This window comes from Lysobacter sp. TAB13 (genome assembly GCF_052113885.1).
Taxonomy (GTDB): domain Bacteria; phylum Pseudomonadota; class Gammaproteobacteria; order Xanthomonadales; family Xanthomonadaceae; genus Lysobacter; species Lysobacter gummosus.
This window is the reverse complement of record NZ_JBFRDR010000001.1, coordinates 344293-356878: the sequence shown is the minus strand read 5'-3', so window position 1 is coordinate 356878 and position 12586 is coordinate 344293. Positions and strand designations below refer to the sequence as shown.

At 66.4% G+C, this 12586-nt stretch carries 11 protein-coding genes, 1 other RNA gene and 1 riboswitch; of the genes, 9 read left to right on the top strand and 3 right to left on the bottom strand.

Annotated elements, in window-relative coordinates; all coding sequences use genetic code 11:
• Positions 1-4: 4 nt before the first annotated feature.
• The 6 genes from AB4Y92_RS01210 to AB4Y92_RS01185 are packed head-to-tail and all read left to right on the top strand — an operon-like array spanning position 5 to position 4963.
• Complete coding sequence (locus AB4Y92_RS01210; protein WP_441818265.1) at positions 5-1183, top strand: acyl-CoA dehydrogenase family protein; 1179 nt, start codon at positions 5-7, stop codon at positions 1181-1183.
• Positions 1180-1974 carry an enoyl-CoA hydratase gene (locus AB4Y92_RS01205; RefSeq protein WP_441817981.1) on the top strand — a complete coding sequence of 265 codons (795 nt, stop codon included), beginning with the start codon at positions 1180-1182 and terminating at the stop codon, positions 1972-1974. The genes AB4Y92_RS01210 and AB4Y92_RS01205 overlap by 4 nt, the downstream gene beginning before the upstream one ends.
• Positions 1971-3161, top strand: coding sequence for an enoyl-CoA hydratase/isomerase family protein (locus tag AB4Y92_RS01200; protein WP_441817980.1), 1191 nt, complete (start codon positions 1971-1973; stop codon positions 3159-3161). The genes AB4Y92_RS01205 and AB4Y92_RS01200 overlap by 4 nt, the downstream gene beginning before the upstream one ends.
• Positions 3158-4048: a 3-hydroxyisobutyrate dehydrogenase gene (mmsB, locus tag AB4Y92_RS01195; RefSeq protein ID WP_441817979.1), complete on the top strand. Its 891-nt coding sequence runs from the start codon at positions 3158-3160 to the stop codon at positions 4046-4048. The genes AB4Y92_RS01200 and mmsB overlap by 4 nt, the downstream gene beginning before the upstream one ends.
• The gene (locus AB4Y92_RS01190) at positions 4045-4704 is read left to right on the top strand and encodes an epoxyqueuosine reductase QueH (RefSeq protein ID WP_441817978.1); all 660 of its coding nucleotides are present in this window, start codon (positions 4045-4047) and stop codon (positions 4702-4704) included. The genes mmsB and AB4Y92_RS01190 overlap by 4 nt, the downstream gene beginning before the upstream one ends.
• Positions 4705-4735: 31 nt before the next feature.
• The gene (locus AB4Y92_RS01185; RefSeq protein ID WP_386789839.1) at positions 4736-4963 is read left to right on the top strand and encodes a hypothetical protein; all 228 of its coding nucleotides are present in this window, start codon (positions 4736-4738) and stop codon (positions 4961-4963) included.
• Between the two features lie 179 nt (positions 4964-5142).
• Here the strand turns inward: AB4Y92_RS01185 and AB4Y92_RS01180 are convergent, their stop codons facing one another.
• The 3 genes from AB4Y92_RS01180 to AB4Y92_RS01170 form a co-directional block, all read right to left on the bottom strand.
• Positions 5143-7659 (bottom strand): hypothetical protein, encoded by a 2517-nt coding sequence (locus AB4Y92_RS01180; RefSeq protein WP_441817977.1) that lies wholly within the window; start codon positions 7657-7659, stop codon positions 5143-5145.
• A 42-nt stretch (positions 7660-7701) separates the two neighbouring features.
• A riboswitch (cyclic di-GMP riboswitch) is annotated at positions 7702-7785 on the bottom strand.
• Positions 7786-8100: 315 nt separating this feature from the next.
• Positions 8101-8454, bottom strand: a transfer-messenger RNA (tmRNA) gene (ssrA, locus tag AB4Y92_RS01175).
• Between the two features lie 285 nt (positions 8455-8739).
• Complete coding sequence (locus tag AB4Y92_RS01170) at positions 8740-9111, bottom strand: helix-turn-helix domain-containing protein (RefSeq protein WP_031373591.1); 372 nt, start codon at positions 9109-9111, stop codon at positions 8740-8742.
• Between the two features lie 191 nt (positions 9112-9302).
• Between AB4Y92_RS01170 and AB4Y92_RS01165 the strand changes: the two genes are divergently transcribed.
• The 3 genes from AB4Y92_RS01165 (at position 9303) to AB4Y92_RS01155 (ending at position 12373) form a co-directional block, all read left to right on the top strand.
• A complete protein-coding gene (locus AB4Y92_RS01165) occupies positions 9303-9713 on the top strand; it encodes a hypothetical protein (RefSeq protein WP_441817976.1) in 411 nt (136 codons plus the stop codon).
• Complete coding sequence (locus AB4Y92_RS01160; RefSeq protein WP_441817975.1) at positions 9713-10072, top strand: hypothetical protein; 360 nt, start codon at positions 9713-9715, stop codon at positions 10070-10072. The genes AB4Y92_RS01165 and AB4Y92_RS01160 overlap by 1 nt, the downstream gene beginning before the upstream one ends.
• Positions 10073-10135: 63 nt before the next feature.
• Positions 10136-12373 (top strand): CHASE domain-containing protein, encoded by a 2238-nt coding sequence (locus AB4Y92_RS01155; protein WP_441817974.1) that lies wholly within the window; start codon positions 10136-10138, stop codon positions 12371-12373.
• Positions 12374-12586 lie beyond the last annotated feature (213 nt).

Sequence of the window (12586 nt, the reverse complement as noted above, 5' to 3'; positions counted from 1 at the left end):
GGTCATGGACTGGCAGGCCGCGTCGGTGGTGCCGACCGGCCTGAGCGAAGAACAGGCCGCGTACCGCGATGCGGCGCGCGACTTCGCTCTGGCACGGTTAGCGCCGCATGCGGCGCATTGGGACGCGCAAGGCATCTTTCCGCGCGAAGCCATCGCTCAGGCCGGCGAACTCGGCTTCTGCGGCCTGTATGTGGACGAAGCCGCCGGCGGCTCGGGCTTGAGCCGGCTGGACGCGGCGATCGTGTTCGAGGAACTGGCCGCGGTCGATCCGTCCACCGCGGCTTTCATCAGCATCCACAACATGGCGACCTGGATGCTGACCGCGCACGCCGGCGACGCGGTGCGCGAACAATGGGGGCCGGCCCTGGCCAGCGGACGCAGTCTGGCCTCGTATTGCCTGACCGAACCGGGCGCGGGATCGGATGCGGCCTCGCTGAAAACCCGCGCCGTGCGCGATGGCGAGGACTACGTGCTCAACGGCGCGAAGGCTTTCATTTCCGGCGCCGGCGCCACCGACATGCTGGTGGTGATGGCGCGCACCGGCGGCGACGGTGCGCGCGGCATCAGCGCGTTCGCGGTCGCCGCCGACAGCGCCGGCATCGCCTACGGCCGCAAGGAAGAAAAGATGGGCTGGAACAGCCAGCCCACGCGCGGCATCAGCTTCGAGAACGTGCGCGTGCCGGCGCGCAATCTGCTCGGACGCGAAGGCGACGGCTTCAAGATCGCGATGAAGGGGCTCGACGGCGGCCGCATCAACATCGCCAGTTGCTCGCTCGGCGCGGCCCAGGGCGCCTTGGACGCGGCCCGCCGCTACATGGGCGAACGCCGCCAGTTCGGCAAGAAACTCGCCGAGTTCCAGGTGTTGCAGTTCAAGCTCGCCGACATGGCCACGCAACTGATCGCCTCGCGGCAGATGGTGCATACCGCCGCGCGCAAGATCGACGCCGGCAGCAGCGACGCCACCGTGTGGTGCGCGATGGCCAAGCGCTTCGCCACCGACGCCGGTTTCGCCGTGTGCAACGACGCGCTGCAGATCCACGGCGGCTACGGCTACATCCGCGAATACCCGATCGAGCGCCTGCTGCGCGACTGCCGCGTGCACCAGATCCTGGAAGGCACCAACGAAATCATGCGCGTGATCATCGCGCGCCATCTGCTCAACAGCGACGAGGAATTGCGATGAGTCTTGCCGACACCGTCTACACCGGCCTGAAGCTGGAGATCGACGGCCACACCGCCGTGGTCACGCTGAGCAATCCGCCGGCCAACACCTGGACCCGCGACAGCCTCGCCGCCTTGCGCGATCTGGTCCGCGACCTGGACCGCGAGCGCGATATCTACGCCCTGGTGATCACCGGCGAAGGCGAGAAATTCTTCTCGGCCGGCGCCGATCTCAAGCAATTCGCTGGCGGCGACAAGGCCCTGGCGCGCGACGCGGCGCGCCGCTTCGGCGAGGCCTTCGAAGCGCTGAGCGCGTTTCGCGGCGTGTCGATCGCGGCGATCAACGGCTATGCGATGGGCGGCGGGCTCGAATGCGCGCTGGCCTGCGATCTGCGCATCGTCGAAGAACAAGCGCAGCTGGCGCTGCCGGAAGCGACGGTCGGCCTGTTGCCCTGCGCGGGCGGCACCCAGAATCTGCCGCGTCTGGTCGGCGAAGGCTGGGCCAAGCGGATGATGCTGCTGGGCGAGCGCGTCGATGCGGCGACCGCGCTGCGCATCGGTCTGGTCGAGGAAGTGGTCGGCAAGGGCGAGGCCATGGCGCGCGCGCTGGCCTGGGCCAAGCAGGCCGAGAAGCAGAGCCCGACCAGCGTCACCGCGTGCAAGGCGCTGGTGCAGGCGACGCGTTCGCAGTCGCACGCGACCGCGCTGGTGAGCGAGCGCGAGGCATTCGTGGATCTGTTCGACAGCGCCGATCAGGTCGAAGGCGTGGCGGCGTTCCTGGAAAAGCGCGCAGCGCAATGGAAGAACGCATGAACGCATCAGTCCAGCCCGCACCGGTCAGCGAAGCCGTCGCGCCGTCGCCGGTGTTGTTCGAACAGCGCGTGGCCGGCAACGGCCGCCGCATCGGCATCGCCACGCTCAATGCCGCGGCGACCTTGAACGGCTTGTCGCTGCAGATGGCCGAATTGCTCGACGAACAACTGCGGCTTTGGGCCGAGGACGACGCGATCGCCCTGGTCGTGCTGCAAGGCGCGGGCGAAAAAGCCTTCTGCGCCGGCGGCGATCTGCACGGGCTGTATCGCGGCATGCGCGACTACCAGGCCGGTGGTCGCGGCGACATACGCAACAACCATCAGGCCAGCGAGTTCTTCCGCACCGAATACCGCCTCGACTATCGTATTCACCGCTATCCCAAACCCTTGCTGTGCTGGGGCCACGGGATCGTCATGGGCGGCGGCATCGGCCTGATGGCCGGCGCCAGCCATCGTGTGGTCAGCGAGCGCTCGCGGCTGGCGTTTCCTGAAATCACCGTCGGCCTGTATCCGGATGTCGGCGGCAGCTGGTTGCTCAACCGAGTGCCGGCGCGCGCCGGGCTGTTCCTGGCATTGACCGGCGCGCCCTTGAATGCCGGCGATGCGGTCTATGCCGGCCTCGCCGACCATCACGTGCCCGAAGCGCGACGCGCGGCGGTGTTGGCGCAGTTGAGCGATGAAGCGTGGTCGGGCGAGGCAGAGCACGATCGCCAGCGCCTGACCGCGCTGTTGCAGGCGCATAGCGAACCCGCGCCGGCCGGACCGCTGCAACAGCATGCGGCGTTGATCGAGCGCTTGTGCGAGGGCGAGGATCTGGCAAGCATCGTCGCGCGCATCCAGGCGCTGGACGGCGACGACGCCTGGCTGACCGGCGCCGCCAAAACGCTGGCCGCGGGCGCGCCCGGGTCGGCGCGATTGGGCTTCGAGTTGCAACAGCGCGCGGCCGAACTGTCGTTGGCCGATACCTTCCGCCTGGAATATCTGGTCTCGCTGCAATGCGCCGCGCACGGCGATTTCGCCGAAGGCATCCGCGCCCTGTTGATCGACAAGGATCGCACTCCGCGCTGGAATCCGGCGACGCTGGAGCAGGCCAGCGCGGCTTGGGCCGCGCCGTTCTTCATCGCGCCGTGGCCGCACGGCGAACACCCGCTGTCCGATCTCGGCGTATCCACGGAGGCCCACGCATGAGCCGTATCGCATTCATCGGTCTGGGCAACATGGGCGGGCCGATGGCGGCCAATCTGCTCAAGGCCGGATATTCCGTGCAGGTGTTCGATCTGTCGTCCGCGGCGGTAGCGAGCGCGGTCGCGGCAGGCGCCGGCGCCGCGGCGAGCGCGGCCGAAGCGGTGGCCCGCGCGCAGATCGTGATCTCGATGCTGCCGGCCAGCCGCCATGTCGAAGGCCTGTATCTGGGCGACAGCGGATTGCTGGCGGTGATCGAGCCTGGCGCGTTGATCATCGACTGCAGCACCATTGCTCCTGCCTCAGCGCAGAAGGTCTCACAGGCGGCGAACGCGCGCGGCGTGGACATGATCGATGCGCCGGTATCCGGCGGCACCGCCGGCGCCGCGGCCGGCACGCTGACCTTCATCGTCGGCGGCGAAGCGGCGGCGCTGGATCGCGCGCGCGAGGTGCTGCAGGCGATGGGCAAGAACATCTTCCACGTCGGCGCCAACGGCGCCGGGCAGGTCGCCAAGCTGTGCAACAACATGGCGCTGGGCGTGATCATGGCCGCGACCGGCGAAGCGCTGGCGCTGGGCGTCGCGCACGGCCTCGACCCGAAGGTGCTGTCGCAGATGATGGCGGTCAGCACCAGCCGCAGCTGGGCCACCGAAGTGTGCAATCCCTGGCCCAACGTGCTCGACAACGCGCCGGCCTCGCGCGGCTACAGCGGCGGCTTCGGCAACGACCTGATGCTCAAAGACCTGGGCCTGGCCGCGGAAGCGGCGATGGGCATCGGCGCCTCGATTCCGCTCGGCGAACTGGCGCGCAATCTGTACGCGATGAACAGCCAGGCCGGCCGCGGCGCGCTGGATTTCTCCAGCGTGGTCAAGCTGGTCGCGAAGGACGCATGAGCGCGCAGCGCAAACCGCTGCAACTGCCCGGCGGCGACAAGCTGCTGCTGCATTCGTGCTGCGCGCCGTGTTCGGGCGAGTTGATGGAGGCCTTCGTGGTCGCCGGCATCGACTACTCGGTGCTCTTCTACAACCCGAACATCCACCCGATCAAGGAATACGAACTGCGCAAGGAAGAGAACATCCGCTTCGCGCAGAAACACGGCGTTCCGTTCATCGATGCCGACTACGACACCGACAACTGGTTCGCCCGCGCCAAGGGCATGGAGAACGAACCTGAGCGCGGCATCCGCTGCACCATGTGCTTCGACATGCGCTTCGAGCGCACCGCGTTGTACGCGCACGAACACGGCTTCCCGGTGATGACCACCTCGCTGGGCATTTCGCGCTGGAAGAATATGGCCCAGATCAACGACAGCGGTAAGCGCGCGGTCGCGCCGTACCCGGGCCTGTCGTACTGGGATTACAACTGGCGCAAGGACGGCGGCAGCCAGCGCATGATCGAGATCAGCAAGCGCGAACGCTTCTACCAGCAGGAATACTGCGGCTGCGTGTACTCGCTGCGCGACACCAACCGCCATCGCAAGGCCCAGGGCCGCGAGCGCATCCGGCTCGGCGTGATGTTCTACGGCGACGACCCGCCCGCAAGCGATTGAACCCGGGCCCGTAACGGACAAGGAGGCGGGAATGGGCAAGCCGACGTACTACGTCGAAGTCGTGCGCGCCGGACGCGAGCAGGACCACCACGATTACTGGGTTCTGGGCCGCCGCGCCAAACACTCGGGCGAGCCCTTGAACGCGGAGGAGGTCAGCTTCGTGGAAGCGGTGCGGGCCAGCAACCGGCGTGAGGCGGTGGTGCTGGTCGGGCGCAAGTATCCGGGGCACGCGATCGCGGGGATGATCGCTAAAGTCTGATCGCGTGGGTTGACGGCTTGCGATGCGATGCAAGCGCGTGAAACCTGCGGACACAAAAAAGGCCGGAGGTGATTCCGGCCTTTTTTGCGTTTTCGGTTCCGATTATGTGTATTCCCGCCTCGACCCGACCAGACCCCGGCGATATCCGGGGTCTGGCCTGACTCAGCGTGGTGCCGTTCTTATTGAGCTGCCTTGGAGAGTGTGGAAGGCGAGACCGAGCAATGGCCCGGGCCGGTGGTGCCTTCGTTGTAGGAGCCGAGGATGCCGGCCAAGTTGATCGCGGTATCGCGTGCCGGTCCCTTCGGCGCCGCGCTGCTGCGTCCGGTGAACCACGCGGTCGCCTGTGCGATCGCGCTGCTTACCTGGGTCGGAGCAGTCGTGCCCGACTCGACATTCAGGCGCGCCGCCATGTATTGGTGCGCCAGGATGTAGTAAGCGTTGCCGCCCTTCGGCGGAGTCCAGAACACGGCGTACCACGTCTGCCCGGAGCTGAAGAACAGCGTGTTCTCGCCGATCGCCGCCCAGGTCGCGTCGTAAGGCGCGGGGCCGTACTTCGAGTGGGTCTTCCAATAGCCCAGGGTATAGGTGCAACCCGCGTTCGCGCACAGTTCCGGCACGTGCACGCTCAGCACCGCTTCGTCGCTCTTGTTCGCGCCGTTGTCGGTCGCGAGCGTGAGCACGTTGGGCACCATGAACTCGCAGCTGTTGCCCGCGCCGGTCTGGCTCGGAAGCAGCCACGAAGCGAGCACGTCCAGGCTGCGGATCATGTTCGGATCGGGATCGATGTCGCCGGTCGCATAGCGCACGAAGCTGCCGCACAACAGCGGTTGCACGGTCCAGCCGAAGCCGGTGCCGAGATTCAATCCGGCGGTGCCGTTGAACAGATCGGTCAGCACCACGCAACGATCGGTTTCGACATTCGGATCGCCATAGGCCAGGGCCGCCTGGTTGGAGTCGTAGGCTTGCAGCCCGCAGTCGCTGGCGGCGCCGTTGGCGTCGTAGCACTGCCGCACGCGCTGGATCGTGGCTTGGTTGTATCCGGCCAGCTTGCCGCTCAGCGAGGCTTGGTACGCGCAATGCAGCGAAGTCGGTCCTTGCGCGTCGCAAGTCGGCGATACCGACTGCGTCGTGCCGCCGGCGAAATGCAGGACGTCGCTGGGGGCGCTCGGACTGAACACAGGCGTGACATCGGCGGGCCAGTTGACCTGGATGTCGCCGGACACGGCGAAACCGCTCTCCGATTCGATGCTGCGGGTCGCGGCGAGCCGGTACACGGTCTCGTAGTTACCGCCGGTATTCAGCGTGACATCGACATCGTCGCACAGGTAATTGCCTGCGTAATCGCCGCTGGCGATCGGGTCGGCCAGGCATCCCTGCATTCCGGTGACCTTGGCGTCGGCCGGCGAAACCACGATGTGCTTGTCCGCGCTCCAACCGTAGTCGCGGTCGTAGCGTGTTTGCGCGGTCTTGGAGATCGAGACCGTGCGGCAGGCCACGTTGACGCTGGCGGAGTCGCTCGCTGTCGCATTGGTGTTCGCGCCGGTGCTCCAACGGCCGGTGGCGGTGTTGTTGTGCGAGCCGCCGTCGGCGTTGCACGTAAACGGCTGCGGCCGTCCATAGGTCCACACATAACCGGCGTCGCCGAGGGCGAAGCTGTGGTCCACGGCGCTAGGCAGCATGGAGTCGTCGACCGAGAAACTGTCGCCGTAGCTTTCTGCCGGGTTAGCCGGAATGGTGAAGGCCGCCGTGGCGGTGAAGGTGTAGTTCTGCGTACTGCCGGGGCTGCCTCCGCTGCTGCCGTCGTCGCTGCAGCCGCAACTGCCGCTGCGTTGGGTGGTGATGCCGGCCGCGTTGACGCCGCCGCTGGCGTTGAGCAGGAACGGATGGCTCAGGCTGCTCAGCTCGAAGGCGTAACTGCACGTAAGAATGATCTTCTGCGCGTTGGGCGCCGGCTTCGTGCAGTCGAGCGTGTCGGTGTCGCCGCCTTGCGAGGTCCACTGAAGCGCGAACTGATTCGGCGCGTTGCCGAACTGCATGGTGTCGACCACCGCGGTGGCTTTCCAGCCGAAGCCGAAAGGATCCTTGACGGTGATGGTGCCGGACACGCGGTAAATCCCGCGGGTCAGCGGCGTGGCGGTGACGGTGTATTCGACCTGATGGCTGTCGCCGTCGAGCATGGTGATCTGCTCGGGGGTGACGCGCTTGTCGATGCTCCAGTCGGTATAACGTTTCCAGCTCGCGTCGGCGGTTTTCTCGCCGCTGGGCTTGGGCAGGAAGCAGAACGTGACATGGCTGACGCCGGCCGGCGCGCCGCTGCCGTTGTCGGGCGAGTACAGATTGATGTCGCTGGATACGGCCGGGTCGTAGCGGAACACGTTGTAGGCGTTACCGCCCTTGACCACGATGTAGTCCATCGGCACGGTCGCGTTGAAACCGATGTACTGGTTCTGTCCCGAAGGGGTGTAGTTGAAGGTGATGTTCTGGCCGGGCAGGCCGAGGTTGTAGCTTTGGCCGTTGATCGGCGCGCTGCCGGTGCTGTAGCCCAGCCCCTGCCAGGTGCCGACGCCGGGCAGGTCGTCGCATGAGGTGAAGTTGCCGGGGTAGGTGGTCGGTTGCACCGAGGCGGCCCAGGCCCCGGAAGATGCCAGCAGTAGCGCCGCGGTGAGCAGCGGACGCCAACGTCGTTGGGTGGACATGGCAGAACTCCATGAGCGGGGCGTGATCGCCCGGTCGATGCGCTCGGTAGCTCGGCCGTGCCGGCGAGGGACCGGTACCCGGAGGCTTTGCGACGCCGGCTCTCGCCGGGTGTGCCTTTTTCGAGTCCTGTGTGATTCCGCGTGCCTCTTCCCCGATGCACGTCGTGACGCAGCCGCCTTGGTCCAAGCATTCGTGAACACGGTCTGCGTTGGGGGCGAATATACGCTTGCCGCTGGTTTTTGCCATGTTTCAGGAGGGAAACGTTTCGGGGTGGCTGCGAGTTCGGTTCTGCGAGTCCCGATGCGGATATCAGCCGGACGCGATCGGGCGGCGAGTGCGCGCGGACTTGAGCGGTTCCCGTCGGAATCGCTCGGACACAAAAAAGGCCGGAAACCCCTGAAAGGTTTCCAGCCTGTCTTGGACCCTTGCGGATCAGGTGATGGTGGAGGTGGGCGGAATCGAACCGCCGTCCGAAGGCACTCCATCCCCGGCACTACATGCTTAGCGCTCCGTTAGATCTCGCCCCCGAACAGCACGGCGCGCAAAGCGCATCCGAGGACCAGCCTGTTATGTGTTGATCAGGTGCTGACAGGCAGCCACTCCCGACGATTCCGTGATAATGACTCTACGCTGCGAGCACGGACACAAGCAGTTTCGAGGCTTACGCCTTAAGCGGCGAGAGCGTAGTTGTCGTCGTTGGCAACTAAAAGTTTGCAGCTGGATTTACGAGGAAAGCTACCCCCTCGGCATGCACCAGGCGATTTCGCGACCCCCGTCGAAGCCAGTGCACCCCCGGGGACAGCAATACTCGCTGACCAAGCCAGTATAGGGTCTGCGGCCGCGTTCACAAGCCTTGCGGCCGAACCTGTATGGCTGGCGTTCGATCGATGCGCGCGCGGCGCGCCGGGAAAAGCGCGAATCGGCGTTGATCGACTCCAGCCGCCGCGCCGGCCGGGCGAAAGCGGCGGCGTGCAAGCCTCCGCGCATCGGTGTCCGTCGCGCCTCGGACAAATCCCGCGCACACCCTTCCCGGCGCGATCGCCGCGCTACTGAGGCAGTGCAATAACCCCCCGCGCGAATCAGTTGCCGTCGAGCAACTCGATCAAGGCGCGGCGCTTCTTGCGCGAGAGCTTGCGCATCAGGCCCATCAGCCGCAGTTCGTCGGGATCGCTGTATTTGGCCGCGTTTTCGCGCACCGACAGCGATTTGCCTTCGATGGTGCCGCGGCCGGTGGCGAGCCATTCGAAGCTCACGTGCTGCTGCACCGCGATCTGCAGCATGCGCTCCAGTTCGGGCAGGGCCAGGCCCACCAGCCATTTGCGCGCGGTTTCGCGGCTGACGTCGTAGTAGGCGGAAAGGGCACCGGTGCGGGCTCGGCCTTTGGCGAATCCGGAGAAATCCAAGGCCTGGTGCAATCGGTTGGCGAATTCTTGATGGGGCGCGTTAGTCATAGGTCTCGCCGGAGCATCCTGCAGGGCTGAAACATGGGCGCTCGCTCGTTGCCCCTGGGCCGTGGGCCGGGCTCGGATAGCGCAACTCATTGTTGCGTATCCCCTCGTAAAAAGATCACTCTTTTTACTCGTTGAAAAGAGCAATTTCAGATGGTATTTTTGCTGGGCATGGATGCCGAAAGAGCAGGGTTATGGAACGACTCGATCGATTTGATGGCAGTACCCGGGCGGATGGCGGGCGGCGGACGCGGGACCCGCGGCAGGCGGCTTCACGACAGGATCCGCAAACCGTAAACCGCATCACGATCGCGGACGAATCGCAGGTCGAAAGTGGCGTGGAAACGCGACGACGGGGTGCTAGCGGCGGCCCGGGCGGAGGGCGCAAGCCGGTTAAGCCGGGCAACCCGATCGAACGCTACATCGCCTGTTTCGCCACCGCGCGCGCCGCCGCCGGGGCGGCCGGGGTCTCGACCGCGATGCTGCGGCGCATGCGCAGCCGTGGTTTCGTCTCTACCCGTGGGCGCGCCCTGTTGATGGCGCAGGCCTGCGGCTTCAAGGTCAAGCCGGCCGAACTGCTGGCGCTGACGCCGGGAGTTTCGTGATGGCCGGCGTGAACGCAGCGGCGGCCGTGGCCGTCGCGCTGCCGGGCGTGACGGCGGCGCCGTGGTCGTCGTGGCTGTTGTTCGGCGTCCTGATCGTGACGATCGCCGGCGCGGTCGCCGGCTGCTCGTATCTGGCCTGGCGCACGCCCACGCGCGAGCGCCTGGCGCAGCGGGCCGATCGCAACGGCCGCGCCTTGCTCGAACTGGCCGACGAGATCGAGGAACACCTGCTGATGCAGCAACTGTCCGGGGCGTCGATACGGGCCCAGCGGCATTGGCCGCGGCTGTGCCGGCGTCTGGCGATGGAGCATCTGGAGTGCATCAACCGTCTGATGCTGGAGAACGTGCCGCGCGAGTGAGCCGCGCGCGGCGCTGGCCGGCGTGAATGCGGTCTGTGCGACACGACTAGTATGCTAGGCCGGATGACGACGACCGATCCGGCCGCCCAAGCGCCTTCGCCGAACGACTCCGGCCCTTTGCCGGACTACGCCGATGTGTCCGGGCTGATGCCGCGCCGCGGCTATCTGCTGGCTTTCATCGTCTTCATCGTCGCGCTGGTGCTGGTGTTCACCGCCTGGCGGGTGGCGCGCGAGCGCGAGCAGCGCGCGGCTCAGGCCGAATTCGTCGGCCGCACCGTGCAGGTCACCGAACTGGTCCAGCAGCGTCTGGTCAATTACGAACTGGTCGCGCGCGGCGGCGTGTCTCTGTTCGCCTCGGTGCAGCGGCCGACCGCGGCGCAGTGGAAGGCCTATGTCGAGGGCATGAACCTGCAGCGGCGCTTTCCGGCGACGCTGGGCCTGGGCTTCACCGGTTACGTGCCGCAGCGCTTGCTGACGCAGTTGCAGAACGAATGGCGCGACGCCGGTTACGGCCTGCTGACGGTGCGGCCGTTCGGCCAGCGCGAAATCTACGGGCCGATCCTGTTCCTGGAGCCCAAGACCGCGGCCAATATCGAAGCGATCGGCTACGACATGTTCGCCGAACAAACCCGGCACGCGGCGATGGAAGCGGCGCTGGAGTCGGGGCAGGCGCGGCTGTCGGGCAAGATCGAGCTGATCCAGGACATACACGACGGCACCAAGAGCACCGGCCTGATCCTGGTGCTGCCGGTGTACCTGGGCGGCGGCCGTCCGCAAAGTCCCAGCCTGCGCCGCGCCGAGATGCAGGGCTGGGTGTACGTGCCGTTCCGGATGGAGCAGTTCGTCGCGACCTCGCTCGGCGATACCCATCGCGACATGCGCTTTCGCATCTTCGACGAACGCGGCGGCCGCGACACTTTGTTGTTCGCCCCGCCCGGGCCCAAGCCGGAGCAGCCGGCGGCGTTCGTGCACAAGGTGACGTTCGAGGTGTACGGACGCACCTGGCGGATCGAATACGAATCGCCGCCGATCGAGCAGGCGGTGCCGCGCATGGAAAACCTGCGCAACATGTTCGCGCTCGGCATTTTCAGTTCGCTGTTGCTGTACGGCATCGCCCTGGTGCTGGCGCATACCGAGTCGCGCGCGCGCCAGATCGCGCTGCGCATGACTGAGGACTTCCGCCGCAGCGAGGCGCGTTTCCGCAGCGCCATGCAGTATTCGGCGATCGGCAAGGCGCTGCTGGACAGCGAGGGGCGCATCGTCGATGCCAACCCGTCGCTGTCGACCATCGTCGGGCTGCCGCTGGCGCAGTTGCTGGATCAGCGTTTCGACAGCCTGCTGGAAAACGAGGACAGCGAGCCGGCGGCGAACAGCGGCGTAGAAGGCGACGGCGCCGGCGTGCATCGCGCGACCCGGCGCCTGCGCCGCCAGCACGGCGTCGCGCGTCAGGTGCAGCTGACGTATTCGCCGGTGCCGGGCAAGGTCGGCCAGGACATCACCGGCCTGGTCCAGGTCGAAGACGTCACCGAGCGTCTGCGCGCGGAAGCGCGCGTGCATGCGCTCAATCGCACGCTGGAGGCGCGGGTGGCGCTGCGCACGCGCGAGCTCAGTCAGGCCAATCAGGAACTGGAGGCGTTCGCCTACAGCGTCTCGCACGATCTGCGTGCGCCGTTGCGCGCGATCGACGGCTTCAGCCGCATTCTCGGCGAGAAGTACGCCGATCGTTTCGACGAAGCCGGCAGCGGTTATCTGGCGCGGGTGCGCAAGGCGGCCGCGCGCATGGGCGATCTGATCGACGCGCTGCTGAAGATGTCGCGCCTGACCCGCAGCGAACTCAAGCACGAGAGCGTGGACCTGAGCCGCTTCGCCAACGAATTGATCGAAGAGCTGCGTATGGGCGACAGCCAGCGTGCGGTCGAGGTGCGGATCGAGCCGGGCCTGCAGGTGATCGGCGATGCGCCGTTGCTGCGCAATCTGCTCGGCAATCTGCTCGGCAACGCGTGGAAGTTCACCCGCGACCGTTCGCCGGCGGTGATCGAGTTCGGCACGGTCGAGGCGTCCGGCGGGCGCGAATTCTTCGTGCGCGATAATGGCACCGGGTTTCCGCAGGCGTATGTGGACAAGCTGTTCCGGCCGTTCCAGCGTTTGCACAACGTGGAGGATTTCGCTGGGCACGGCATTGGTCTGGCTTCGGTCAAGCGCATTGTCGAGCGCCATGGCGGGAGCATTCGCGCCGAAGGGCGGGAAGGCGAGGGGGCTACGTTCTATTTCACTTTGCCGGGTGGCGGGCACGGCGGCTGATCGGGTGGGATGCGGTTGCGGTGTCTTTGCTTCCGCGCAGGTTCTTCAGTGGCGTTGAATGCACGAAGCTTCCTCGCGTCTCCCAGGCCGCTATTCGCAACAATCAGGCTTGCGCACTCTCACCTACCGTCATTCCCGCGTACGCGGGAATCCAGTGCCTTTCGTGCGAGAACGTTTGAAGTCGCTGGATTCCCGCTTTCGCGGGAATGACGG